Annotated in this window: 22 protein-coding genes; 11 read left to right on the top strand and 11 right to left on the bottom strand. The window is 59.2% G+C overall.

The window, feature by feature from the left end; genetic code table 11:
* Window positions 1-126 precede the first annotated feature (126 nt).
* Together aroE and hemF are read right to left on the bottom strand one after the other, a co-directional pair.
* The gene (aroE, locus tag N018_RS00110) at window positions 127-951 is read right to left on the bottom strand and encodes a shikimate dehydrogenase (RefSeq protein WP_024647561.1); all 825 of its coding nucleotides are present in this window, start codon (window positions 949-951) and stop codon (window positions 127-129) included.
* Window positions 951-1,865, bottom strand: coding sequence for an oxygen-dependent coproporphyrinogen oxidase (gene hemF, locus N018_RS00105; protein WP_024647560.1), 915 nt, complete (start codon window positions 1,863-1,865; stop codon window positions 951-953). The genes aroE and hemF overlap by 1 nt, the downstream gene beginning before the upstream one ends.
* 169 nt (window positions 1,866-2,034) lie before the next feature.
* On the opposite strand from hemF, the gene N018_RS00100 reads away from it, so the two are divergent.
* Window positions 2,035-3,012 (top strand): NADPH:quinone reductase, encoded by a 978-nt coding sequence (locus N018_RS00100; protein ID WP_025388538.1) that lies wholly within the window; start codon window positions 2,035-2,037, stop codon window positions 3,010-3,012.
* 10 nt (window positions 3,013-3,022) lie between these two features.
* On the opposite strand, the gene N018_RS00095 is transcribed toward N018_RS00100, so the two are convergent.
* From N018_RS00095 to N018_RS00085, 3 genes are all read right to left on the bottom strand, one after another.
* Window positions 3,023-3,580, bottom strand: a complete 558-nt coding sequence (locus N018_RS00095) for an L-threonylcarbamoyladenylate synthase (protein WP_003379455.1) — start codon at window positions 3,578-3,580, stop codon at window positions 3,023-3,025.
* 38 nt (window positions 3,581-3,618) lie between these two features.
* A complete protein-coding gene (dprA, locus tag N018_RS00090) occupies window positions 3,619-4,734 on the bottom strand; it encodes a DNA-processing protein DprA (protein WP_024647558.1) in 1,116 nt (371 codons plus the stop codon).
* A 123-nt stretch (window positions 4,735-4,857) separates the two neighbouring features.
* Window positions 4,858-5,883 carry a LysM peptidoglycan-binding domain-containing protein gene (locus N018_RS00085; RefSeq protein ID WP_025388537.1) on the bottom strand — a complete coding sequence of 342 codons (1,026 nt, stop codon included), beginning with the start codon at window positions 5,881-5,883 and terminating at the stop codon, window positions 4,858-4,860.
* 124 nt (window positions 5,884-6,007) lie between these two features.
* Here N018_RS00085 and def point away from each other — a divergent pair, with 124 nt between their 5' ends.
* The 5 genes from def to N018_RS00060 all read left to right on the top strand — a co-directional run bounded on the left by def (window position 6,008) and on the right by N018_RS00060 (window position 12,736).
* The gene (def, locus tag N018_RS00080) at window positions 6,008-6,514 is read left to right on the top strand and encodes a peptide deformylase (RefSeq protein WP_025388536.1); all 507 of its coding nucleotides are present in this window, start codon (window positions 6,008-6,010) and stop codon (window positions 6,512-6,514) included.
* Window positions 6,515-6,574: 60 nt separating this feature from the next.
* Window positions 6,575-7,519 (top strand): methionyl-tRNA formyltransferase, encoded by a 945-nt coding sequence (gene fmt / locus N018_RS00075; RefSeq protein ID WP_025388535.1) that lies wholly within the window; start codon window positions 6,575-6,577, stop codon window positions 7,517-7,519.
* Window positions 7,516-8,841 (top strand): 16S rRNA (cytosine(967)-C(5))-methyltransferase RsmB, encoded by a 1,326-nt coding sequence (rsmB, locus tag N018_RS00070; RefSeq protein WP_025388534.1) that lies wholly within the window; start codon window positions 7,516-7,518, stop codon window positions 8,839-8,841. The genes fmt and rsmB overlap by 4 nt, the downstream gene beginning before the upstream one ends.
* A 4-nt stretch (window positions 8,842-8,845) precedes the next feature.
* Window positions 8,846-10,219 carry a Trk system potassium transporter TrkA gene (gene trkA / locus N018_RS00065; RefSeq protein WP_024647553.1) on the top strand — a complete coding sequence of 458 codons (1,374 nt, stop codon included), beginning with the start codon at window positions 8,846-8,848 and terminating at the stop codon, window positions 10,217-10,219.
* A gap of 153 nt (window positions 10,220-10,372) precedes the next feature.
* Window positions 10,373-12,736, top strand: coding sequence for an FdhF/YdeP family oxidoreductase (locus N018_RS00060; protein WP_025388533.1), 2,364 nt, complete (start codon window positions 10,373-10,375; stop codon window positions 12,734-12,736).
* 190 nt (window positions 12,737-12,926) lie between these two features.
* Here N018_RS00060 and N018_RS00055 read toward each other — a convergent pair whose 3' ends face one another.
* Window positions 12,927-13,814, bottom strand: coding sequence for a lysophospholipid acyltransferase (locus N018_RS00055; protein ID WP_025388532.1), 888 nt, complete (start codon window positions 13,812-13,814; stop codon window positions 12,927-12,929).
* 37 nt (window positions 13,815-13,851) lie between these two features.
* Entirely contained in the window at window positions 13,852-14,403 is a 552-nt protein-coding gene (locus tag N018_RS00050; RefSeq protein WP_025388531.1) for a DNA-3-methyladenine glycosylase I, read from the bottom strand.
* Between the two features lie 79 nt (window positions 14,404-14,482).
* Between N018_RS00050 and glyQ the strand changes: the two genes are divergently transcribed.
* The 5 genes from glyQ to hopBF1 all read left to right on the top strand — a co-directional run bounded on the left by glyQ (window position 14,483) and on the right by hopBF1 (window position 19,941).
* Window positions 14,483-15,430, top strand: a complete 948-nt coding sequence (glyQ, locus tag N018_RS00045) for a glycine--tRNA ligase subunit alpha (RefSeq protein ID WP_002551326.1) — start codon at window positions 14,483-14,485, stop codon at window positions 15,428-15,430.
* Complete coding sequence (glyS, locus tag N018_RS00040) at window positions 15,427-17,481, top strand: glycine--tRNA ligase subunit beta (protein WP_025388530.1); 2,055 nt, start codon at window positions 15,427-15,429, stop codon at window positions 17,479-17,481. Before glyQ ends, glyS begins: the two co-directional genes overlap by 4 nt.
* Before the next feature lie 10 nt (window positions 17,482-17,491).
* Entirely contained in the window at window positions 17,492-18,046 is a 555-nt protein-coding gene (gene gmhB, locus N018_RS00035) for a D-glycero-beta-D-manno-heptose 1,7-bisphosphate 7-phosphatase (protein ID WP_195757159.1), read from the top strand.
* 57 nt (window positions 18,047-18,103) lie between these two features.
* Entirely contained in the window at window positions 18,104-18,874 is a 771-nt protein-coding gene (locus tag N018_RS00030) for a lysophospholipid acyltransferase family protein (protein ID WP_024647547.1), read from the top strand.
* 359 nt (window positions 18,875-19,233) lie between these two features.
* Window positions 19,234-19,941, top strand: coding sequence for a T3SS effector protein kinase HopBF1 (hopBF1, locus tag N018_RS00025; protein ID WP_229631235.1), 708 nt, complete (start codon window positions 19,234-19,236; stop codon window positions 19,939-19,941).
* A gap of 141 nt (window positions 19,942-20,082) precedes the next feature.
* Here hopBF1 and gyrB read toward each other — a convergent pair whose 3' ends face one another.
* Genes gyrB through dnaA form a run of 4 tightly spaced genes read right to left on the bottom strand, consistent with a single transcriptional unit; the run spans window position 20,083 to window position 26,311 of the window.
* Window positions 20,083-22,500, bottom strand: a complete 2,418-nt coding sequence (gyrB, locus tag N018_RS00020; protein WP_025388529.1) for a DNA topoisomerase (ATP-hydrolyzing) subunit B — start codon at window positions 22,498-22,500, stop codon at window positions 20,083-20,085.
* 4 nt (window positions 22,501-22,504) lie between these two features.
* The gene (gene recF / locus N018_RS00015) at window positions 22,505-23,608 is read right to left on the bottom strand and encodes a DNA replication/repair protein RecF (protein WP_024647544.1); all 1,104 of its coding nucleotides are present in this window, start codon (window positions 23,606-23,608) and stop codon (window positions 22,505-22,507) included.
* 22 nt (window positions 23,609-23,630) lie between these two features.
* Window positions 23,631-24,734 (bottom strand): DNA polymerase III subunit beta, encoded by a 1,104-nt coding sequence (gene dnaN, locus N018_RS00010; RefSeq protein WP_024647543.1) that lies wholly within the window; start codon window positions 24,732-24,734, stop codon window positions 23,631-23,633.
* 38 nt (window positions 24,735-24,772) lie between these two features.
* On the bottom strand, window positions 24,773-26,311 hold the full coding sequence (gene dnaA / locus N018_RS00005) for a chromosomal replication initiator protein DnaA (RefSeq protein ID WP_024647542.1): 1,539 nt from the start codon (window positions 26,309-26,311) through the stop codon (window positions 24,773-24,775).

Here is a 26,311-nt window from a genome sequence, read left to right as displayed (position 1 = left end):
TCTGCGGGGCAACGCATTTCTGGACGCTATGCGTCCGATCTTCAGCGCACAGCGCGGCGCAGGCTTGTGACGCAGAGCGTCACGAAATGCGTTCCCACGCTGGAGCTTTGGAGCGAGAGACAGGCTTCAGCCCGTCGCCAGCAACCTGCGCAACTCAGCCAGTACCGGCGCTGAATCCGGGCGCACGCCGCGCCACAGCAGGAAGGCTTCTGCCGCCTGTTCCACCAGCATGCCCAGGCCGTCAACCGATTGCGCCGCGCCGTGTTCCGTGGCCCAGCAGCAAAAAGCGGTGGGCTCTTTGCTGTACATCATGTCGTAGCAGAAGGTCGCACCGGGCTGGATCAGGCTCGGGGAAATCGGTGGCAGTTCTCCAGCCAGACTGGCGGAGGTCGCGTTGATGATCACGTCCACCGACTCCTCAAGCCAGTCGAAACTGCTGGCGAACACCGGACCCAGATCAGCAAACTCCTGCGCCAGTCGTTCGGCTTTTTCGACAGTACGATTGGCGATGACCAACGCCGCAGGCTGCTGCGCAAGCAACGGCTCCAGCGCCCCGCGAACAGCACCGCCTGCGCCCAGCAACAGAATCCGCCGGCCTCGCAGAGCAATCCCGCAATTAACCGTCAGGTCGCGCACCAGTCCCGCACCGTCGGTGTTGTCGCCCAGCAGCGTACCGTCGTCGAGTTTGCTCAAGGTGTTGACCGCTCCGGCACGCTGCCCACGCCCGGTCAGGCTGTCAGCCAGGCGATACGCCTCTTCCTTGAACGGCACAGTGACGTTGGCACCACGCCCGGTCAGAAAAAACGCCTGGGCGAACGCGGTGAAATCATCCAGCGGCGCCAACGAAGTCCGATAGTCCAGCTGCTGCCCGGTCTGCTCGGCAAACAGACGATGAATCAACGGCGACTTGCTGTGAGCAATGGGGTTACCGAAGACGACGTACTGGTCCATCAGTTTTCCGCCAACCAGTCGCGATCAGTCAGGAAGTACTCGGTCAGGCGCGCTTCTTCGCTGCCCGGCGCGGCTTTCCAGTCATAGCCCCAACGGACTTGCGGCGGCAGCGACATCAGGATTGATTCGGTGCGGCCACCGGACTGCAAGCCAAACAGCGTACCGCGGTCATACACCAGGTTGAACTCGACATAACGCCCGCGACGGAACTCCTGAAACTCGCGCTGCTGCACGGTGTAAGCCGCAGCCTTGCGACGTCGCACGATCGGCAGGTAGGCATTGATGAAGGCATCACCGATGGCGCGGATGAACGCGAAGCTGGTCTCGAAATCCCACTGGTTCACGTCGTCAAAGAACAGACCGCCGATGCCGCGCGGCTCATCGCGATGCTTGAGGTGGAAGTACGTATCGCACCACGCCTTGTAACGCGGATAGACGTCTTCACCGAATGGCGCACAGGCGCGCTCGGCAACCCGGTGCCAGTGCACGCAATCTTCCTCGACGCCATAGTAGGGCGTCAGGTCGAAACCACCACCGAACCACCAGACCGGCTCCTCGCCTTCTTTCTCGGCGATGAAGAAGCGCACGTTGGCGTGGGACGTCGGCACATGCGGGTTATGCGGGTGGATCACCAGCGACACACCCAGCGCCTCGAAACCACGCCCGGCCAGTTCAGGACGATGCGCACTGGCTGACGGAGGCAGGTTGTTGCCGAACACATGGGAAAAGTTGACGCCGCCTTTCTCGATAACCGCGCCGTTCTCGATAACCCGCGTCCGACCACCGCCGCCCGCTGGACGTGTCCAGGCATCTTCAACGAAATGTGCGCTGCCATCTTCCTGCTCAAGCGCAGTGCAGATGCGATCCTGCAGGTCGAGCAAATAGGCTTTTACGGCCTCGGTGCGGGTACTCATGGCGATCCCTTACGGCTGACGTCAAACGGCTGGTCCCCGGTACAAAGGGGGCGCAGGCAAATTGGCGCGTAGCATACCATCGGCAGAGCGGGCTGGCAGTTGACGAAGGTCGGGCGAAGGAGTCCGATAGGGTCTTTTCGCAGCCCTTTAACCATCAAGGAGAGAGCACATGGCAAAGCGTATCCAGTTCAGCACTGTCGGAGGACCCGAGGTTCTTGACTATGTCGATTTCGAGCCAGAGGCTCCGGGGCCGCAGGCGGTGGGTGTGCGTAACAAGGCCATCGGCCTGAACTTCATCGATACCTATTACCGCAGCGGGTTGTATCCGGCGCCTTCTTTGCCATCCGGTCTGGGCGCTGAAGGTGCCGGTGTGATCGAGGCGGTGGGCGCTGAGGTGACGCGCTTCAAAGTCGGTGACCGTGTCGCTTACGGCACCGGGCCGCTGGGGGCGTATAGCGAAGTACACGTGCTGCCCGAGGCGAATCTGGTCAAGCTGACCGACTCGGTGAGTTTCGAGCAGGCCGCTGCGCTGATGCTCAAGGGCCTGACCGTGCAGTATCTGCTGCGTCAAACCTATCAGGTGAAACCGGGCGAGATCATTCTGTTTCATGCGGCGGCTGGCGGTGTCGGCTCGCTGGCCTGCCAATGGGCCAAGGCGCTGGGTGCGAAGCTGATCGGCACGGTCAGTTCGCCGGAGAAGGCGGCCCACGCCAAGGCGCTCGGTGCCTGGGAGACGATTGATTACAGCCATGAAGATGTCGCCAAACGTGTAATGGAACTGACCGACGGCAAGAAATGCCCGGTGGTCTACGACGGCGTGGGGCAGGACACCTGGCTGACGTCGCTCGACAGCGTGGCGCAGCGCGGGCTGGTGGTAAGTTTCGGCAATGCGTCAGGGCCGGTTGCAGGCGTGAACCTGGGCATTCTGGCGCAGAAGGGCTCGGTGTACGTCACGCGTCCGACACTGGGCAGCTACGCCAATAACGCACAGAACCTTCAAACCATGGCCGACGAGCTGTTTGACATGCTCGCCAGCGGCAAACTCAAGGTCGACGGCATTCAGCAATACGCCCTCAAGGATGCCGCACAAGCGCACATCGAGCTGTCAGCCCGACGCACGACGGGCTCGACCATTCTGATTCCGTGAGCCATCTGCTTTAGCCAGCGCGCATGACCTGACCGGTTGCGATGTCACGGATCACGCTGGGGTTTCGGCGGCCGCCCAGGCTGCCGCCGAGCACGCCGTCGATCTGACCGCGAAAGTACTGCTCGACGCGCAACCGCGAACGCGCCGCCGGACGTCCCGCAGGATTGGCTGATGTCGAGATCAACGGGCCGACCAGCGCGCACAACTCACGTACGGTCGGGTGATCGGTGACACGCAACGCCACGGTTTCGTGAATACCGGTGATCCACTCGGGCAACAGGTTCTGATGCGGCACCAGCCAGGTATTAGGCCCCGGCCAGGTGCTGGCCATGCGGTCGAGCCATAACTCGGGGAAGTCTTCGAACAGAAAGTCGAACTGGCGAATGTTGTCAGCGATCAGGATCAGGCCTTTTTCCACCGGCCGGGATTTGATCGCCAGCAGCCGATAAACCGCTTCTTCATCCCACGGATCGCACCCCAGCCCCCAGACTGCTTCGGTCGGGTAGGCAATCACCGCACCGGCTCGAATATTCTGAGCGGCTTGCTGCACACGCCAACTGCTGACCATTTTCTGTCTCTCCACTGGATCCTGGCCGCAGTTTAACCTCAGGGCGCGCTGGCGAACCATCGTCCCGCTTCACAGCTTATTCTTCCGTCCAGTTCCAGCTCGGTCAGGCCTGCCAATACCTTGGGCAACGGCCAACCGCTGGATACCGACAGCCCTTCGCTGGTATGTGGCGCGGCGTGCAACAGCGCCAGCAGCGGATGATCACAAGGCTTGGGTTGTGCAGGCTCAGGCGCAGAACCGGGCGCTACGCTCTTCCAGTGCTGCAGGCCTTCAAGAATGTGATCGACGGTCTCGACCAGCGTTGCGCCGTCACGTATCAGTTGGTGGCAACCCTTGGCGCCAGGGTGATGAATCGAGCCTGGTATCGCATAAACCTCGCGACCCTGTTCGGCTGCCAGCCGGGCTGTTATCAATGATCCGCTGGCGACGCTGGCCTCGACCACCAGCACGCCAAGTGACAGGCCGCTGATGATCCGGTTGCGACGCGGGAAGTTGCTGGGCTGTGGTCCGGCGTCCAGCGGGAACTCGGAAATCACTGCGCCGCCCTGTGCCGCCATCTGTGCTGCGAGTGCGCGATGCTGCTGTGGATAAAGTTTTTCAAGCCCGGTGCCCAGCACGCCGATTGTATGCCCACCGACATCCAGTGCGCCCTGATGCGCGGCGCCGTCAATACCGCGGGCCAGACCGCTGGTGATCACAAAACCGGCACCTGCCAGGCTGCGCGCAAACGCCCTGGCGGTATCCAGTCCGGGCCGGGAGGCGCGACGACTGCCTACCATACCCAGCTGCGGACGTTCGAGAATGGAAGGGTCGCCAGCGATAAAAATCAGCGGCGGCGGATCGGCAATCTCGGCCAGCAGCGCGGGGTAGCAAGGGTCGTCCCACATCAGCAAATACTGGCCCGGACGCTCAAGCCAGGCCAGGGCAGCGCTCGCGCCATCGCGTACTGAGGCCTCACGACGGGCCTCGGCACAGGCACTCGGAATGCCCAGCGCACGCCATGCACTGGCAGGTGCGTTCAGTGCCGAGGAGGCAGAACCAAACGCATCGATAAGCCTGGAAAAGCGTTTCGGTCCAACTTCAGGCAAGCGATGTATGCGCAAACGCGCTTCCAGCTCTGCTGGCGAAGAGAGGGCTTTTTCGAACAATGGCATGAGATCGTCCCTGATCCATTACGCATCTCAAATGATGCGCAAACCTGTGGATAACTCTGTTGACAACAATTTGATAACTGGCTCGCGCGGCATACAGATCCGTGCCAGAACTGAAACATACGTCTACGGGTTACGAACCTTGTCCATGATGGCCAAAGATCGGTTGGCTTGCAGGACCAAGGCGTAACTAAGCTTGTCGTAGGTGCGGAAAACCATCAGCAGGCCAGCCGGTTCGTCGGGGATTTTCACGTAGTCGCCCGTGACCCGGTCGCGCACTGTTTCGCTGGTCTTGTAGATCGCCAGCACGTTGCCTTCGGTCAGGCCGTCACGCTTGCCTTTGTTCAAGGTGACCACGTCCATCACACCAACCTGAGTCACTCCACGTGGCACATCCAGAATCAAACCGTCTATCGGAGCCTGCGGAGCGCTGGGCAGGAAGGTCGAGTTGATGGCCCGCTCTTCGCTGGCGAACAGGCGATCGCCGGGCCGCACTTCCTGGGTGGTACGCTGCAACGTCAGGGTCGAAATGTCGCCCTCAGCGGCAATCACCTCAGCGCTGCCGACATCATCGGCGTTGATTCCCAGCACCTCATTGGTCTGCGGATCAACGTAAACCTTGCCCTGACGAAAAATACCGTAGACGGAGTGGGCCGGGTCCAGCCTGCCGCGCGCATAGGCGCGATCACCCGCACCGCTGAGCACGCGCTCGGCATTGCCGGCGACGATGTACGGCGCTCGGTCGAACTGCTCTGCACTGTCGACGATACGGTTGCTGATCAGGAATGCGTTGATCGCACCCAGCGGGATGCTCGGGATGGCCTCGACCGTCGGCGTGCTACGCACACGCGGTGACAATTTAATGGTGCCACGCGACTCGCCACGATTGAGCGTCACACGCGGCTGACCATCGACCCAAGTCAGCGCAAGGGTGTCGCCGGGGTAGATCAGGTCGGGATCGCGAACTTGCGGATTGGCTCGCCAGATCTCGCGCCATTTCCACGGTTCGCGCAAAAACTTGCCGGAAATATCCCAAAGCGTGTCTCCGGCGACGACCGTGTAGCTCTGCGGATAGCCTTCCCTGAGTTGCACTTGCGCCTGGGCAAGACCGCTGGCGGTCAGGAACAGCAGGGCGAGTAGTGATTTCCTCATGCGGTGAATCCCTTTATCATGTTGCCTTGCGTGAACCCTAGAGTCCCATCATGGGCTGCCTGCCTTGAATCCCGAGCCCGGCACCCGACCCTGACTTTACCTTAACAGTGCAGCTCTTACGTATATGGCCATTCTAAACATCCTCGAATTTCCCGATTCGCGCCTGCGCACCATCGCCAAACCTGTGGCGATGGTAGACGACGGCATTCGCCAGTTGGTCGACGACATGTTTGAAACCATGTACGAAGCGCCAGGCATCGGCTTGGCCGCGACGCAGGTCAACGTCCACAAGCGCGTGGTCGTCATGGACCTCAGTGAAGACCGCAGCGAACCCATGGTCCTCATCAATCCTGAGATCGAAAAACTGACCGATGAAATGGATCAGTATCAGGAAGGCTGCCTGTCGGTGCCGGGTTTCTACGAAAACGTCGACCGCCCGCAAAAAATTCGCGTCAAAGCCCTCGACCGCGACGGCAAGCCTTACGAGCTGGTTGCCGAAGGCCTGCTCGCGATCTGCATTCAGCACGAGTGCGATCACCTGAACGGCAAGCTGTTCGTCGATTACCTGTCCAACCTCAAGCGTGACCGGATCAAGAAAAAGCTCGAAAAGCAGCACAAGCTCAACGCCTGATCCGTGGTTACCCCAAAAGGCCTGCATAAGGCCTTTTTGTTTTTTCATAACGAGAACTCCATGACTGAGCCACTGCGCATCGTCTTCGCCGGCACCCCGGAATTTGCCGCCGAACACCTCAAGGCCCTGCTCGACAGCCCTCACCAGATCGTGGCTGTGTACACCCAGCCTGATCGCCCGGCCGGTCGTGGACAAAAGCTGATGCCCAGCCCGGTCAAACAACTGGCGCTGCAACATGATGTACCTGTGATGCAGCCGCCAACGCTGCGTGATCCTGCTGCGCAGGCCGAACTGGCAGCGCTCAAACCAGACTTGATGGTGGTGGTCGCCTACGGCCTGATCCTGCCGCAGGTGGTGCTGGATATTCCGCGTCTGGGCTGCATCAACAGCCACGCGTCGCTGCTGCCGCGCTGGCGAGGAGCAGCGCCGATTCAGCGTGCCGTGCAGGCCGGTGATGCTGAAAGTGGCGTGACCGTGATGCGCATGGAAGCGGGTCTGGACACCGGGCCGATGCTGCTCAAGGCCATAACACCGATCACCGCGCAGGATACCGGCGGCACGCTGCATGACCGCTTGGCCGAACTCGGCCCACCCGCTGTGTTGCAGGCTATTGCCGGTCTGGCGGACGGTTCGCTGGTCGGCGAGGTTCAGGACGACAGTCTTGCCAATTACGCTCACAAATTGAACAAGGATGAAGCGCGCCTCGACTGGAGCCGTCCGGCGGATGAGCTGGAGCGTCTGGTCCGTGCTTTCAACCCGTGGCCGATCTGCCACAGCACGCTGAACGAAGAAACCTTGAAAGTGCTGGCGGCCGATCTCGCCGAAGGGCAGGGCGCACCGGGGACTATCCTCAGCGCCAGCAAGGACGGCCTGATCGTCGCGTGCGGCGAGAACGCGCTGCGTTTGACCCGCCTGCAACTGCCGGGCGGCAAACCGTTGAACTTCGCTGACCTGTTCAACAGCCGCCGCGAGAAATTCGCCATCGGTACGGTGCTCGGCCAATGAACCCGCGTCTGGCCGCCGCCAAGGCACTGGCTGCCGTGCTCAGCGGCAAGGCGTCGCTGAACAGCTCGCTGCCGACCCAACTGGACAAGGTCGAGCTGCGTGATCGTGGCCTGACCCAGGATCTGGCGTTCGGCACGGCGCGCTGGCAGCCACGTCTGTCGGCACTGGCCGCCAAATTGTTGCAAAAACCCTTCAAGGCCGCCGATGCCGACGTCGAAGCCTTGCTGCTGGTCGGCCTCTATCAGCTGTTTTACAGCCGCATCCCTGCGCATGCGGCCATCGGTGAAACCGTTGGCTGCGCCGACAAGCTGAAAAAACCATGGGCCAAAGGCCTGCTCAATGCCGTGCTGCGCAATGCTCAACGCGATGGCGAAGCGCTGCTGATCGAGCTCGAACACGACCCTGTCGTACGCACCGCCCACCCGCGCTGGCTGCAAAAAGCCCTGAAAGCCGCATGGCCGGAACACTGGGAAGCCATTTGCGCGGCCAACAACGCGCATCCGCCGATGATTTTGCGCGTCAACCGTCGCCACAACAGCCGCGATCAGTACCTTGAGCTGCTGAAGACTGCCGGGCAGGACGCCAGCGCCTGCACGTTCAGCCAGGACGGCATCGTGCTGGCCGAGCCGTGTGACGTGCGCTCGTTGCCCGGTTTTGCCGAAGGCTGGATCAGCGTTCAGGACGAAGCCGCACAGCTGGCCGCCGACCTGCTGGAACTGGCGCCCGGCCAACGTGTACTCGACGCTTGCTGCGCGCCGGGAGGCAAGACCTGCCATCTGCTGGAAGTACAGCCACAACTGAACGGCGTGGTAGCAGTGGATCTGGAAGCCAAGCGTCTGGTGCGTGTGCGGGAAAACCTCGACCGTCTGGGCCTCGACGCTGAACTGATCGCCGCCGACGCCCGTGATACTGCAACCTGGTGGGACGGCCAGCCGTTCCAGCGCATCCTGCTCGACGCGCCATGTTCGGCTACCGGCGTGATTCGTCGCCACCCGGACATCAAACTCACCCGCCAGGCCGACGACATTGTTGCGCTCGCGACCTTGCAGGGTGAACTGCTCGACGCCTTATGGCCTACGCTGCAGGTAGGCGGCATGCTGGTGTACGCAACCTGTTCGACACTGCCGACCGAAAACACCGACGTCATCGAGGCGTTCCTGGCCCGTACTTCGGGGGCCAGAGAACTGGACATCGCCGGGCAGGGCGGGCAGCCAGCAGCTGGCATCAAGCAGGCGCATGGTCGCCAGTTGCTGGCCCGGCAGGGTGGCCACGACGGTTTCTACTACGCCAAACTGATCAAGATAGCGGCGGCGCGGGAGTAAGCAGTTGAAAATCATCATTCTGGGTGCAGGTCAGGTGGGCGGGACGCTGGCCGAGCATCTGGCGGGCGAAGCCAACGACATCACGGTGGTCGACACCGATGGCGACCGGTTGCGCGATCTGGGCGACCGCCTGGACATCCGTACCGTGCAGGGCAAAGGTTCGTATCCGGCGGTGCTGCGCCAGGCAGGTGCCGACGACGCCGACATGCTGGTGGCGGTCACCAGCAGCGACGAAGCCAACATGATCGCCTGCCAGGTGGCCTACACACTGTTCCACACGCCCACCAAGATCGCACGGATACGGGAGGCGGCGTACCTGACGCGCGCAGGCCTGTTCGACAAGACCGCGATCCCGGTCGATGTGCTGATCAGCCCGGAACAAGTGGTGACCAACTACATCAAGCGGCTGATCGAATACCCCGGTGCGTTGCAGGTGATCGACTTTGCCGACGGCAAGGCGCAACTGGTCGCGGTCAAAGCCTATTACGGCGGGGCGTTGGTGGGTCAGCCGCTGCGCCAGCTACGAGCGCACATGCCCAATGTCGATACCCGCATCGCGGCGATCTATCGGCGCGACCGGGCGATACTGCCGCATGGCGACACGGTCATCGAGGCCGACGACGAGGTGTTTTTCATCGCTGCCAAGGCTGACATTCGCGCTGTCATGGGCGAGCTGCGGCGCCTGGACGAGAACTACAAACGTATTGTCATTGCTGGCGGCGGCAACATCGGTGAGCGCCTGGCCGAGGCCATCGAAAGCCGTTATCAGGTCAAGATCATCGAAATGAATCCGGCGCGGTGTCGTTACCTGTCGGAGAACCTCGACAGCACGGTGGTGCTGCAAGGCAGCTCATCGGATCGAGACCTGCTGCTGGAAGAAAACATCGGCAACACTGACCTGTTCCTGGCCCTGACCAACGATGACGAAGCCAACATCATGTCGTCGCTGCTGGCCAAGCGGCTGGGCGCTCGCAAAGTGATGACGCTGATCAACAACCCGGCCTATGTCGATCTGGTGCAGGGTGGCGAGATCGACGTTGCGGTCAGTCCGCAACTGGCAACCATTGGCACGCTGCTGGCCCACGTGCGACGTGGCGATATTGTCAGCGTTCACTCGCTACGCCGTGGCGCGGCGGAAGCCATCGAAATCGTTGCCCACGGCGATGCGAAATCCAGCAAAGTGGTCGGCCGCGCCATCAAGGACATCAACCTGCCGACCGGTACGGCAATCGGCGCGATCATCCGCGACGAACAGGTGTTGATTGCCCACGACATCACCGTGATCGAATCCGGTGATCACGTGATCATGTTTCTTGTGGATAAAAAATGCATCCGCGAAGTAGAGCGGCTGTTTCAGGTAGGGCTGAGCTTTTTCTGAACAGGTCCTGAACAGGCGCCATCCTGACTGAACCTCTTGCCGATCTGCCCGGTCGGCAACGCTCGTCGACTCGGACGAATTCCCTCTGGGCGCGTGTATCTCAGACACACGTGCATCATGCCCTCACGGGCTTTATGAGGGAGAACACACCCAGTGTCCGAGTCAAAAAATACCCAGGCCCCGCTTCAAGGCTCACAGACCGACGGCTCAGCTGCGGGCGGCTGGCCGGCACTCAGTGCCGTCAACAAACACTTGCTGCATCAGCATGTACTGATCAAAGGCAATCGCACCCTGCTGTCCATGAACAAGCCCGGAGGCTTCGATTGCCCCAGTTGCTCCTGGCCAGACCCGAAGAAGCCGCACACCTTTGAATACTGTGAGAACGGTGCCAAGGCCCTCGCCTGGGAGTCGACCAAAAAGCGCGTCACCCCCGAGTTTTTCGCCCGGCATACGGTCAGCGAGCTGGCCACCTGGAGCGATCACGACCTGGAAGCAGAAGGCCGTATCAGCGAACCGATGCGCTATGACGCGGCCAGCGACAAATACCTGCCCGTCACCTGGGATCAGGCGTTCGCCGAGATCGGTGAAGAGCTGCGTAATCTGAGCGATCCGTGGAAACTGGAGCTGTACACCTCCGGACGCACCTCAAACGAAGCGGCGTTTCTGTACCAGCTGTTTGGCCGCCTGTACGGCATGGCCAATTTTCCAGATTGTTCGAACATGTGCCATGAGACCACCAGCGTGGCGCTGCCCGAGTCGATCGGGGTCGGCAAGGGCACCACGACGCTGGAAGACTTCGAGAACGCCGACGCGATTTTCATCATCGGTCAGAACCCCGGGACCAACAGCCCGCGCATGATGTCCGAGCTGCATGCTGCGGCACGCCGGGGCGCCAGCATCATCTCGTTCAACCCGTTGCGCGAAAAGGCGCTGGTACGTTTCGCGGCGCCACAGGACCCGCGCGACATGCTCAGTCGCGGCGGCGTGGAGATCAGCTCTCAATATCATCAAGTCCGGATCGGCGGCGACATGATTGCGCTGCAGGGTGTCTGCAAGGCCGTCATCGAAGCAGACGACACGGCGCAGCGGGAAGGCCTGCCACGCGTGCTGGATGTGCCGTTCATTGAAGAGCACACCCACGGTTTTGAGCACTACGCCGATTATTGCCGACAGTTGCCCTGGGAAACCATCGAGCGTCATTCGGGCCTGACGCGTCAGGCCATGGAAGAGGTGGCAGCGGTCTATAAGCGCTCAGAGGGGGTCATCTGCTGCTGGGGCATGGGCGTCACACAGCACATGCGTGGCGGCGACGCGATGCAGCAGATCATCAACCTGCTGCTGTTACGCGGCAACATCGGCAAGCTTGGTGCCGGAGCCTGCCCGGTACGTGGGCATTCCAACGTTCAGGGCGACAGGACGATGGGCATCTATGAAAAAGCCGGCGAGCCGTTTCTGGCCAGCATGAGCAAGGTGTTCGGTTTCGAGGCGTCCAGAAAAAAAGGACACGCCGTGGCCGAGACCTGCGAAGCCTTGTTGCGTGGCGAAGTGGAAGCGCTCATTTCAATGGGCGGCAATTTCTTCCGCGCGATTCCGGATACCGATGTGATCTGCCCGACCGTCAGCCGCTTGAGAATGACCGTGCTGGTCAACACCAAACTCAACCGCAGCGCAACGGTGCATGGCCAGAAAGCCTTCTTGCTGCCGTGCGTGGCGCGTTCTGAACTGGACATGCAGAACGGCGTGGCACAAACCATTACGGTCGAAGACTCGATGTCGATGGTGCACGGCTCGACCGGCATGCTGGAGCCTGCGTCGAAACATCTGATTTCCGAAGTGGCGATCATCGCCGGTATTGCCAAAGCGACGCTCGAGCCCAATCCCAAGGTGGACTGGGACAGCTACGTGAACAATTACGCCCTGATTCGCGACAAGATCGAAGAAGTACTGCCTGAGCAGTTCCATAACTTCAATCAGCGCATCCGCGAGCCCGGCGGTTTCCACCTGCCCAACGAGGCCCGCGAGCGTAAGTGGAACACTGAATCCGGCAAGGCCAACTTCCTGTTTCCCGAGGGGATCTACGACGAGGACGACACGCCTCCGGGCGCAGAGCATCTGCAGTTGATGACGATCCGCAGCCACGATCAGTTCAACACAACGGTGTACTCCAACGATGATCGTTACCGGGACATCTATGGCGACCGCATGGTGGTGATGCTCAACCCGCTGGACATTGAACGTCTGGGGCTGAAGGCCGGCGATTACATCGAATTCCAGACTGCTCTCGACCCGATCATGCCGCGTCGTGCACCGGGTTTCAAGGTCATCCCCTACGACGTGCCACAGGGCTGCTGCGCGGCTTACTACCCGGAAACCAACGGCCTGGTACCACTGGCCAATCGGGATAAACGCAGCAACACACCTGCGTCCAAATCGATCCCGGTGAACCTGGTACGGATGAGCTCAGAAGGAGTGCAAGTGGCGCTGGAGCGGCGCGGGTTGATCGCGGCGGCCAGCTAGCGCTCTACCTCTCGTTCACGCGCTGCGAAACGATAGGTGTCAGGGCTGGAGCGTGAGGAACGATCAGTGTCTGAAGAAACACTATCGTGCCCATGCTCCAGCGTGGGCATGCCGTTCTGGACGCTCTGCGTCCACTTCCGAGCACTGTGGCGTGGCGCAGGATAGGTGTCTGAGGCGCGTCCGGTCTTTCCTAATACCAGCGCGCTTCGCCTGGCGGGCGCTTCTTGAAGCGCTTCATGGTCCACATGTACTGGCTCGGATAAGCCCGCACGTATTTCTCGACCACTTTGCTCATCGCCGCTGCCGAGGTTTCGGTGTCAGTGCTGTACATCGCTTCGGGGGCGGCTTCGAGTACCACCTTGTAACCCGAACCATCCGGCAGGCGCATAGCGTGCAGGAATACGCCGACTGCCTTGCCTCCGGCCAGCATGTTCGGCACAAACTTGCTGGTCAGTGCCATGGTGCCGCAGAACGGTACGAAGATACCCGCTGATTCAGCCGGCTCCGGATCGGCCGGGATACCCACCGAACCGCCTTTGCGCACTTCCTTGATGACGCTGAGAATGCCTTCCCTGGTCGAAGCCGCCACACGGTTGCCCAACTGCACGCGCTGCTTGCGCAACAGATCATCCACGGCCTTCAACTTGGGCGGACGATAGAAAATGATCGGCTTGCACTGGCTGCAATAAAAGTGATTGAGCACTTCCCAGTTGCCCAGGTGGCTGGTGATACCGACCACGCCCTTGCCAGACGCCAGCGCGTCCTTGAGTACCTCGAGCCCTTCAACCTCACGCACCAGATTGATTGATTTCTGTGCCGGCCAGATCCACGCGCAGGCGCTCTCGGTGAGCGTCTTGCCGATATCCATCAGGCTGCGGCCGACCAGCTTTTCCAGCTCGGGCTCGCTCAATTCAGGGAAACACTTGGACAGATTGATCCGCGCCACTTCACGGGAGCGATTGGGCAGCTTCCACATCAACCAGCCTATGGCGGTACCGGCCCACTGCACGGCTCGCCAGGGCAGCAGGGCAAACAATCGCAACGCCCCGACCATTACGGCGCCTTTGAACTTATCCACAGATGACTCCCAGATTATCGAGGCGGGTAGTGTAACGTCAGCGGCTCAACACCGCGTACCGATCACAATCGACGGTGTGATCCATGACCATGCCGCTGGCCTGCATATAGGCATAACAGATGGTCGGACCGACAAAGGTGAACCCGGCCTTTTTCAGCGTCTTGCTCATCGCTTCGGCCTCGGCGGTAATAGCCGGTACTTCGCTGCGATTCCTGAAATGATTGACCTTCGGCTGCCCGCCGACAAACGACCAGAGCAGGCCGACCGGATCTTCCAGCGCCAGCCAGGCCCGCGCATTGGTGCGCACGGCCTTGAGCTTGAGACGGTTGCGAATGATGCTCGGATCAAGCATCAGCGCCTCGATTTCCGCATCACTCAATTGCGCCAGGCGCTCGACATCAAAGCCGTGCAGCACCTCGCGATAACGTGCCCGACGCTTGAGAATCGTGATCCACGACAGCCCCGCCTGGAACCCTTCGAGCAAAAGCAACTCGAAGAGCTTCTGCGCATCGCGCAGCGGCACTCCCCACTCCTGATCGTGATAAGCGATGTAAAGGGGGTCTTCGTTGCACCAAAAGCAGCGTGTCATAGGGCTCCCAGGAGTGGACGTGCAGCCGAATCGGGTATACTCCCGCTCTTTGAATCGCAGCCCAGCACAGGTGAAATTTGTGAGCCAGCCTACGCCAGCCGTGCGTACCTTCCAAGACTTGATCCTCGCCCTCCAGCAATACTGGGCAGAACAAGGTTGTGTGGTACTTCAGCCCTACGATATGGAAGTAGGCGCCGGCACGTTCCACACTGCCACGTTTCTGCGCGCCGTAGGCCCGGAAACCTGGAATGCCGCTTACGTACAGCCAAGCCGTCGCCCGACTGACGGCCGCTACGGCGAAAACCCGAACCGCCTGCAGCACTATTATCAGTTCCAGGTCATTCTCAAGCCGAACCCGGATAACTTCCAGGAACTGTACCTGGGCTCGCTCAAGCACATCGGCCTCGATCCGCTGGTGCACGACGTGCGTTTCGTCGAAGACAACTGGGAATCGCCGACGCTGGGCGCCTGGGGTCTGGGCTGGGAAATCTGGCTCAACGGCATGGAAGTCTCGCAGTTCACCTACTTCCAGCAAGTAGGCGGCCTGGAGTGCTACCCGGTGACCGGCGAAATCACCTACGGCCTCGAACGTCTGGCGATGTACCAGCAGGGCGTGGACTCGGTCTACGATCTGGTCTGGGCTGACGGCCCGTTCGGTAAAGTGACCTACGGCGACGTGTTCCACCAGAACGAGGTGGAGCAGTCGACCTACAACTTTGAACACGCCAACGTCGACAAACTGTTCGAACTGTTCGATTTCTACGAAAGCGAAGCAGCGCGTCTGATCGAGCTGGAACTGCCATTGCCGGGCTACGAAATGGTCCTCAAGGCTTCGCACACGTTCAACCTGCTGGATGCCCGTCGTGCGATTTCCGTGACTGCGCGTCAGCAATACATCCTGCGCGTGCGCACGCTTGCCCGCTCGGTGGCTCAGGCCTACCTGCAAGCCCGGGCGCGTCTCGGCTTCCCGATGGCGCCGCCCGATCTACGCGATGAAGTGTTGGCCAAGCTGGAGGCAGCGCAATGAGTGCTCAAGATTTTCTGGTCGAACTGGGCACCGAAGAACTGCCACCCAAGACCCTCGTTTCTCTGGCCGATGCGTTTCTGGCCGGTATTGAAAAGGGCCTGCAGGGCGCAGGTCTGACGTACAGCGCCAAACAGGTCTACGCCGCACCGCGTCGTCTGGCCGTGTTGATCACCGCGCTGTCCACGCAACAACCGGATCGCAGCGTCAACCTGGACGGCCCGCCGCGCCAGGCAGCGTTCGACGCCGACGGCAACCCGACTCAAGCGGCACTGGGCTTCGCCAAGAAGTGCGGCGTCGATCTGAGCGAAATCGATCAAAGCGGCCCGAAACTGCGTTACAGCCAGACCATCCTCGGCAAACCGACGATGTCGCTGCTGCCGACCATTGTCGAAGACTCGCTGAACGACCTGCCGATTGCCAAGCGCATGCGCTGGGGTGCTCGCAAGGAAGAGTTCGTGCGTCCGACCCAGTGGTTGGTGATGCTGTTCGGCGATCAGGTGGTTGATTGCACAATTCTTGCCCAGAGCGCAGGTCGTCATTCCCGTGGCCACCGCTTCCACCACCCGGAGGACGTGCGTATTTCCTCGCCTGCCGGTTACCTCGGCGACCTGCGCGCCGCTCATGTACTGGCCGACTTCAACGAACGTCGCCAGCTCATCAGCAAGCGCGTCGAAGAGCTGGCCACCCAACAGGAAGGCACCGCTATCGTGCCGCCAGGCCTGCTGGATGAAGTGGCCGGTCTGGTCGAGTGGCCGGTGCCGCTGGTGTGCTCGTTCGAGGAGCGTTTCCTTGAAGTGCCGCAGGAAGCCCTGATTACCACCATGCAGGACAACCAGAAGTATTTCTGCCTGCTGGATGTCGATGGCAAGCTGCTGCCGCGTTTCATCACGGTCGCCAACATCGAAAGCAAAGACCCCGCGCAGATCGTCGCCGGTAACGAGAAAGTGGTTCGTCCACGCCTGACCGATGCCGAGTTCTTCTTCAAGCAGGACAAGAAGCAGAAGCTCGAAACCTTCAATGATCGCCTGAAGAACGTCGTGTTTCAGGCTCAGTTGGGCAGCGTCTTCGACAAGGCCGAGCGTGTGTCGAAACTGGCCGCCTACATCGCGCCACGCATCGGCGGCGATGCGCAGCGAGCAGCGCGGGCTGGCCTGTTGTCCAAGTGCGACCTGTCGAGCGAGATGGTCGGCGAGTTCCCGGAAATGCAGGGCATTGCCGGTTACTACTATGCCAAGGCCGACGGCGAGCCCGAAGATGTCGCGCTGGCGCTCAACGAACAGTACATGCCGCGCGGCGCAGGCGCCGAACTGCCGACCACGCTGACCGGCGCAGCCGTCGCCATCGCTGACAAGCTGGACACACTGGTCGGTATCTTTGGTATCGGCATGCTGCCCACCGGCAGCAAAGACCCGTATGCCTTGCGCCGTGCAGCGCTGGGCATTCTGCGTATCCTGATCGAGAAGAAGCTCGACCTGAACCTGGTCGACACCGTGAAGTTCGCGGTCACGCAGTTCGGTAGCAAAATCAAGCCAGCCGGTCTGGCGGAGCAGGTACTCGATTTCATCTTCGACCGCCTGCGTGCGCGTTACGAAGACGAAGGTGTCGACGTGGCGGTGTACCTCTCGGTGCGTGCCCTGCAACCCGCCTCGGCGCTGGATTTCGATCAGCGCGTTCAGGCGGTCCAGGCCTTCCGCAAACTGCCGCAAGCCGCTGCACTGGCTGCCGTGAACAAGCGCGTATCGAACCTGCTGAGCAAGGCCGAGGGCAATATTGCCCAGACCGTCGAGCCCAAGTACTTCGACAACGCCAACGAGTTCTCGCTGTACTCTGCGATTCAGCAGGCTGACAACGCGATCCAGCCGATGGCTGCCGAGCGTCAGTACAGCGAATCGCTGGCGCGCCTGGCCATGCTGCGTGAACCGGTCGATGCGTTCTTCGAAGCGGTCATGGTCAACGCAGAAGATGCCAATGTGCGTGCCAACCGTTATGCCTTGTTGTCGCGCCTGCGCGGCCTGTTCCTCGGCGTTGCCGATATCTCGCTGCTGGGCTGACAAGGGATCGATGGTGAAACTGCTGATACTGGATCGGGACGGAGTGATCAACCATGACTCCGACGCTTATATAAAGTCGGTGGAGGAATGGCTGCCCATTCCCGGCTCGATCAAGGCTATCGCAGAGCTGAGCAAGGCCGGCTGGACGGTGGCGGTTGCCACCAACCAGTCCGGCATTGCGCGCGGTTATTACGACCGGGCTACTCTCGACGCCATGCATGCGCGCTTGCGCGAACTGGTGGCCGAGCAGGGCGGCGAGGTTGGCTTGATCGTCTACTGCCCGCACGGGCCAGACGAAGGTTGTGAATGCCGCAAACCCAAACCCGGCATGCTGCACACCATTGCTCGCCACTATGCGGCCGACCTTAAGGGACTATGGTTCGTAGGCGACAGCAAAGGTGACCTGCAGGCCGCTTTGGCCGTCGATTCCCAGCCTGTGCTGGTGATGACCGGCAAAGGCCGCAGGACAATTGAAGGTGACGTGCCTGAAGGCACACTTATTTTTGACGATCTGGCGGCGGTTGCCGCAGAGCTTATCCACAATAGCGTCTCACTGAACAACTGACCCTCCAGGTTCAGGACGCTCAAGGAGCGGGCACCTGCCCGTACGGTAAACGTAACTATGTCGATCATGCAGGCAATCAGGACTTTCTTCTTTTACCTGTTGCTGGGCACCAGCTCGCTGCTGTGGTGCACATTGAGCTTTTTCATCGCGCCGTTCCTGCCGTTCAAGGCCCGCTATCGCTTCATCAATGTCTACTGGTGCCGCTGCGCACTGTGGCTGACCCGAGTGTTCCTGAACATCAAGGTTGAAGTCACCGGCGCAGAAAACGTGCCGAAAACGCCCTGCGTGATCATCTCCAACCACCAGAGCACCTGGGAGACGTTCTTTCTCTCGGCGTACTTCGAGCCGTTGAGCCAGGTCCTCAAACGTGAGTTGCTGTACGTCCCGTTCTTTGGCTGGGCCATGGCCATGCTGCGTCCTATTGCCATCGATCGCGAAAACCCGAAAGCAGCCTTGAGGGAAATCGCCAAAAAGGGCGACGAACTGCTCAAGGACGGTGTCTGGGTACTGATCTTCCCCGAGGGCACGCGCGTGCCTTACGGTCAGGTCGGAAAATTCTCGCGTGGCGGCACCGCCCTGGCGGTCAACGCTGACCTGCCGGTCCTGCCTATCGCTCACAACGCTGGCAAATATTGGCCTCGGGATGGTTGGGCGAAAAAACCCGGCACTATTCACGTGGTCATCGGCGAACCCATGTACGCAGAAGGCACCGGCCCGCGCGCTATCGCGGCCTTGAATGAACGCGTACAGACCTGGAACGAGGACACACAACGCGCCATGGGAACGCCGGTCACGCCTGCAACAACTGCAGAAAAAGTCCCCGCGTGATTTTGTGGATAACCTGTGTACGGATTTTGGAAAAACGGGCGAAAACGATGATAAGCCTCTAATTATAATGCTTATTTCCCAACGTGATTAATACGGCAAAAACGTGCATAAGTTTTAGTGATGTATAAAAACCGACCTTTTAGAGGTCGGTTTTTTATTGGTGCGCGATTAACCACGGCCAGCACAGTACCGGTGAACAGCAGTGGAATATGGGTCTGGATCAGGACAGCAAGCTGGCCTGCATCACAGAAGCAAAGCTCGTCATCAACCACGATCGACGGCCAGTAGTCTTGCCCAGGAGTGGCCGACCCTACTAGACCAATACAACGTATCTAATCTGTGCAAAAAAGCCGTTAAGCATGGAACCCAACTCACCCCAGGCTTCACTCATTGAACAGGATAGCGACGACTCGGCTCGCGAATCAAACGTCAGTAAAGTCGAATACACAGCGGTGACCATCATGCCAATTGTTTCCAATGCTGCCTCCATCCAGCGACATCCGGGTATCCAGGATGTCGCCGCGCCTACTGAATTTACCTCAATACCTTCCGTGGGCGAAAAGCTTGGAAGCGGAAGTCAGAAGGATGTTTATCATTCTCGGCAGGATCCACGGCAATGCATATGTCTGATCCGGCCAGGCACAACCGGGATTATTTCTGGAAATGAATACGCGGCAAAAGAGCTAAAGATGACCAAACACCTGAAAGACCTCGGGTTTCCGGTCGTTGCTGCGCATTCTTTAGTCAAATACGATAACAAGGTCGGGATAGCAAAAGACTACATCCATCATGCCCTGGACTCCGAAGACGTTATCCATAACCGCAAACACATTCCCACTGATGTGGCCTTCAATAACAATGTTTTGAAGGACTGTGACGAGATCATAGCCAGACTGAGAACCCATAGCCTGCACATTGAAGACTTACAGTTCCTGATCGATGGATATGGTCGGGTGCGAATCAATGATCCAAGAGATGTGATCCGCTCTTCGCCAGAGAAAAGCATCGCTAAAGTTCGTGAGTTGCGCGCCATCGCCCTGAACAACCTTCTGGACGATAGCGATTAAAAGGCCCTCAACAGCCTCAGGTTGAGCTGGTTGAGTTTTACCGGAACAGGGCAGGAGAGGGGCCGTCGACTGACGAGCAGGCCAAACCCCACAAACAAAAACCCCGGCTTTCGCCGGGGTTGGTGTTCGATCACGCTTTCATCAGAAGTCGAGGTTGGACACAGCCAACGCATTACTTTCAATGAAGTCACGGCGTGGCTCGACCGCATCACCCATCAGAGTGTTGAAGATCTGGTCAGCGCCGATGGCGTCTTCGATGGTGACTTTCAGCATGCGGCGCACGCTTGGGTCCATAGTGGTTTCCCACAGTTGGTCCGGGTTCATTTCACCCAGTCCTTTGTAGCGCTGGATGGTGTGGCGCTTGGTGCTTTCGGCCATCAACCAGGCGAGGGCTTCCTTGAACTCGGTGACAGGCTTTTTGCGCTCGCCACGTTGTACATAGGCACCTTCTTCCAGAAGCGTGCTGATCTGCGCGCCCAGAGCGGTAACGGTCTTGTAGTCATTGCTGCCAAAGAAGTCACGGTTGAAGGTGACGTAGTTAGACAGACCGTGGGAGATCAGTTCGACCTCTGGCAGCCAGACGTTACGCTCGCGGTCTTCGCGCAGGCTGGCCTTGTAGACCAGACCCGACTTCTCACCCGTGCGCAGGCGCGCGTCGAACAGAGCCAGCCAGGCTTGCATGCCTTCGTGGTCAGACAGCTGCTCAAGCGTGATGGGCGGCAGGTAGACGAAGTGCTCGGTCAGTTCCTGTGGGTACAGACGCGACAGACGCTTTAGGGTCTTCATCACCATACGGAAGTCGTTGACCAGTTTCTCCAGCGCAGTACCGGAGATACCCGGTGCCGATTCGCTGAGGTGCAGGCTGGCGTCTTCAAGGGCCGATTGGGTCATGTACTCTTCCATGGCCTCGTCGTCCTTGATGTACTGCTCTTGCTTGCCTTTCTTGACCTTGTACAGCGGCGGCTGAGCGATGTAGATGTAGCCACGCTCGATCAGCTCGGGCAGTTGACGGAAGAAGAACGTCAACAGCAGGGTACGGATGTGCGAGCCGTCGACGTCAGCATCGGTCATGATGATGATGTTGTGATAACGCAGCTTGTCGATGTTGTACTCGTCGCGGCCGATGCCACAGCCCAGCGCGGTGATCAAGGTGCCCACTTCCTGAGAAGAGATCATCTTGTCGAAACGCGCTTTTTCAACGTTCAGGATCTTGCCCTTGAGAGGCAGGATGGCCTGGGTCCTGCGGTTACGTCCCTGCTTGGCTGATCCGCCAGCAGAGTCCCCTTCCACCAGGTACAGTTCGGAGAGGGCAGGGTCCTTCTCCTGGCAGTCGGCCAGTTTGCCCGGCAAGCCTGCGATGTCCAACGCGCCTTTACGACGAGTCATCTCACGCGCCTTGCGCGCGGCTTCACGAGCACGCGCTGCGTCGATCATCTTGCCGACGACTGCTTTGGCTTCGTTCGGGTTTTCCAGCAGGAAGTCGGAGAAGTATTTACCCATCTCCTGCTCGACTGCGGTTTTGACTTCGGACGAAACCAGCTTGTCCTTGGTCTGCGAACTGAATTTTGGATCAGGTACTTTGACCGAGATGATAGCGGTCAGGCCTTCACGCGCATCGTCACCGGTGGTCGCGACCTTGTGCTTCTTGGCCAGACCTTCCTGCTCAATGTAGTTGTTCAGGTTACGCGTCAGGGCAGAGCGGAAACCCACCAGGTGAGTGCCGCCGTCGCGCTGAGGAATGTTGTTGGTGAAGCACAACAGATTCTCGTTGAAGCTGTCGTTCCACTGCAGGGCAATCTCTACACCGATACCGTCTTCACGCTGGACGTTGAAGTGGAACACTTCGTTGACCGGCGTCTTATTGGTATTCAGGTATTCAACGAAGGCACGCAGACCGCCCTCGTATTTGAATAGCTCTTCCTTGCCGCTGCGCTCGTCCTTGAGGACGATACCAACGCCAGAGTTCAGGAAGGAAAGTTCACGAATACGCTTGGCGAGAATATCCCAGCTGAAGTGGATGTTTTTGAAAGTATCAGCAGACGGCTTGAAGTGAATCTGGGTGCCAGTGCTGTCGCTATCACCTACGATTTTCATCGGTTCCTGTGGAACACCATGAACGTAGGTCTGCTCCCAGATCTTGCCGCTACGGCGAACCGTCAACAGCAGAAGCTCTGAAAGGGCGTTTACAACTGACACACCCACACCGTGCAGACCGCCGGATACTTTGTAGGAGTTGTCATCGAACTTACCGCCAGCGTGGAGCACGGTCATGATGACCTCGGCTGCCGACACGCCTTCTTCTTTATGCACATCTACCGGAATACCGCGGCCGTTGTCGCGCACGGTAATAGATTCGTCTGGGTGGATGATGATGCTGATGTCGTCGCAATGGCCTGCCAATGCTTCGTCGATCGAGTTATCAACCACCTCGAACACCATGTGGTGCAGACCGCTGCCATCGTCTGTATCACCGATGTACATTCCGGGACGCTTGCGTACGGCATCGAGCCCTTTCAGCACTTTAATGCTGGTCGAGTCGTACGTTTGGTTTTCGCTCATGCAATCACTCCCGATGGTCGTGGGTCTGGGTGATACGGCCATGTTCCACGTGGAACAAAGCAACTGGCGTATCCGTCTGCCAGCCTTCCCTCAAAAATTCTTGATCTACACAGGTTATAAAAACCTGGCAGCGTAATTCTTCCAGCAAGCGGCAAAGCGCCTGGCGATGATGCTCGTCCAGTTCGGACGGCAGGTCATCGACCAGATAAATGCATTGGCCTCGACGGACCTGGCTGACCAGATGTCCCTGAGCAATACGCAATGCACAGACCACCAGCTTCTGCTGACCACGCGACAATATGTCTGCCGCATTGTGAGCGCCTAGTCTAAGGCGCAAGTCAGCGCGTTGGGGTCCCGCTTGGGTATGGCCTATCTGCTGATCTCGATTCAGGGAAGAGGCGAGCACAGTGCTCAACTCTTTTTCTTTGTCCCATCCTCGGTAGTAGCTCAGGGTCAAACCTTCAAGCTCAACAAGCTCGCTCAAGGTCTGCTCAAAGACTGGCTTTAGTGCCTTGATATAGGCGCGACGGAATTCATCGATTTCGTCACTTGCCAGACACAGCTCACGGTCCCATGCCGCCTGCGAAGCGGCGTCAAGTGTACCATGCCGGAGCCACGAGTTTCGCTGCTTGAGGGCCTTCTGAAGGCGCTGCCAAGTGGCCATGAAACGAGGTTCCACGTGGAACACTCCCCAATCCAGAAACTGTCTGCGGATCTTCGGCGCGCCTTCCAGCAGCCTGAAGCTGTCCGGGTTAATCAGTTGCATCGGCAGAATTTCGGCGAGCTGCGCTGCACTTCGGGCGTTTTGACCATCAATGCGAATCTGGAATTCGCCTTGTCGATCACGTGAAACACCCAGATTGCTGTGACCGCCTTGCGCAAGATCGACTTGTCCAAAGACCGTACAGGCAGGCTGTTCGTACTGAATGACGGGGAGCAGGCGGCTGCTGCGAAACGAGCGGGCAATGCCCAGCAAGTGGATCGCCTCCAGAACGCTGGTTTTTCCGCTGCCGTTGGCGCCGTACAGGATATTGATACGCGGGGAGGGGGAGAGGGTCACCGGGTGCAGATTGCGCACCCCGGTGACCGAGACGCGACTAAGAGACATCTAGGTTGCGCTGGACATGAAGTTACAGGCGCATCGGCATGACGACATAGGCAGAATCATCGTTGTCCGATTCTTGCACCAGTGCGCTGCTGTTTGAGTCAGACAGTATCAGGCGTACCTGTTCAGTAGTCATGACACCCAGCACGTCGAGCAGATAGCTCACGTTGAAACCGATTTCCAGCGAGTCACCGTTGTACTCGACGCTGATCTCTTCCTCTGCTTCTTCTTGCTCAGGGTTGTTGGCCTGAATCTTCAGTTGGCCGCTGGCAAGTTGCAGGCGGATACCGCGGTACTTCTCGTTGGAAAGAATCGCAGTACGGCTGAAGGCTTCACGCAATGCCTGACGATCACCCAACACCAGCTTGTCGCCACCCTTTGGCAGAACTCGCTCGTAGTCCGGGAACTTGCCGTCTACGAGTTTCGAGGTGAAGGTGAACTCACCAGTGGTGGCACGAATGTGATGCTGACCCAGTACGATGCTGACCATGCCGTCCTGTTCGGTCAGCAGCCGTGCCATCTCAAGGATACCCTTGCGCGGCACGATGACCTGGTGGCGATCAGCGTGTTCGATATCGGCAGACATGGAGCACATTGCCAAGCGGTGACCGTCGGTAGCGACGGCACGCAGAATGCCTGCGCTGACTTCCAGCAGCATTCCGTTGAGGTAATAACGGACGTCCTGTTGCGCCATCGCAAAGCTAGTGCGCTCGATCAACCGACGCAACTTGCTCTGCACCAGGTTGAAGGTCAGAGAACCTGGACCTTCTTCCACCGTAGGGAAGTCATTGGCAGGCAAGGTGGACAGTGTGAAACGGCTGCGGCCGGCTTTGACGATTAGCTTGGAGTCATCGAGCTTGATATCGATCAGCGCGTCATTGGACAGGCTTTTACAGATGTCCATCAGCTTGCGCGCCGGAACTGTAATTTCTCCGGGTTCGGCTGGTTCTTCAAGCTGGACACGACCAACGAGTTCTACTTCCAGATCCGTACCGGTCAGCGACAGTTGCTGACCCTGGACGACCAGGAGCACATTGGAAAGAACCGGCAAGGTCTGGCGGCGTTCAACCACGCCGGCGACCAATTGCAGGGGTTTCAACAGGGCTTCGCGTTGAATGGTGAAATGCATGGTCTAGTCCCTTGCCTTAATAAGCTGCGCTGGCGTCATCACGTAGTCAGCGTTCGCAGCAGGTTCTTGTAGTCCTCGCGGATATCCGCATCGGATTCCTTGAGTTCGTTGATCTTTCGGCACGCGTGCAAAACGGTCGTATGGTCTCTACCACCAAAGACATCGCCGATTTCCGGTAGGCTATGGTTGGTGAGTTCCTTGGAAAGCGCCATGGCCACCTGACGAGGTCGGGCTACCGAGCGCGAGCGACGCTTGGACAACAGATCGGATATCTTGATCTTGTAGTACTCGGCGACCGTACGCTGAATGTTATCCACACTGACCAGCTTGTCCTGCAACGCCAGTAAGTCCTTCAGCGACTCCCGAATCAGCTCGATGGTGATATCGCGGCCCATGAAGTGCGAGTGGGCAATGACGCGCTTGAGCGCACCTTCCAGCTCACGAACGTTGGAGCGAATGCGCTGGGCAATGAAAAACGCTGCGTCATGAGGCAGATCGACCTTGGCCTGATCCGCTTTTTTCATGAGAATCGCGACCCGGGTTTCCAGCTCCGGTGGCTCGACAGCCACTGTCAGCCCCCAGCCAAAGCGGGATTTGAGTCGCTCTTCAAGCCCCTCGATTTCTTTTGGATAGCGGTCGCTGGTCAGGATGACCTGTTGCCCGCCCTCCAGCAGCGCGTTGAACGTATGGAAAAACTCTTCCTGCGAACGTTCTTTACGGGCGAAAAACTGAATGTCATCGATCAGCAAAGCGTCGACCGAACGGTAGAAGCGCTTGAACTCGTTGATTGCATTGAGCTGCAAAGCCTTGACCATGTCCGCGACAAAGCGCTCCGAATGCAGGTACACAACCTTGGCGTTCGGATTCTTTTTCAGCAGGTGGTTGCCCACAGCGTGCATCAAGTGAGTTTTACCAAGACCTACACCGCCATAAAGGAAGAGCGGGTTGTAACCGTGCTTCGGGTTATCGGCAACCTGCCAAGCCGCAGCGCGAGCCAGCTGGTTGGATTTACCTTCAACAAAATTCTCGAACGTAAACGTGCGGTTCAGATAGCTGGTGTGCTTTAGCGCACCTTCTACCTGGACGGTGCGTTGCTCGGCACGAGCAGGCGCTTGCTGTGAGCTGGCACCTGCCATCGGGTCGAAGCTGTCACGTGAAGGTTCATTGTGCGTAACAACGTTATGCACAGGTGCCTGAGTCGCAGCTGCGGGAGCTGAAGTTGCAGCCATTACCGGAGCAGCAGACGACACACTGCTGACAGAATTGGCAGACAGCGCCTGAGACGCTGCAGCTGCCAACGGAGCGTTAGGAGCGGCACGTGGTGCAGAGCTGCGCTTGCTTCCTATTAATAAGGAGAGAGCAGGCGCCATGCCCTGGCCGTGTTCGCCAAGAAGCTCAAGCAAACGGCCGAGGTACTTTTCATTGACCCAATCGAGAACAAAACGGTTGGGTGCGTACACACGCAACTCGTCGCCTTCGGCTTCGACCTGTAGCGGACGGATCCAGGTGTTGAATTGCTGGGCAGGCAGCTCTTCGCGCAAAAGCTCCACGCACTGCTGCCAAAGTTCCACTGACAC

This window comes from Pseudomonas syringae CC1557, from assembly GCF_000452705.1.
Lineage (GTDB): Bacteria > Pseudomonadota > Gammaproteobacteria > Pseudomonadales > Pseudomonadaceae > Aquipseudomonas > Aquipseudomonas syringae_F.
The sequence above is the reverse complement of the archived record's forward strand: the minus strand, read 5'-3'. Positions and strand labels throughout refer to the sequence as shown.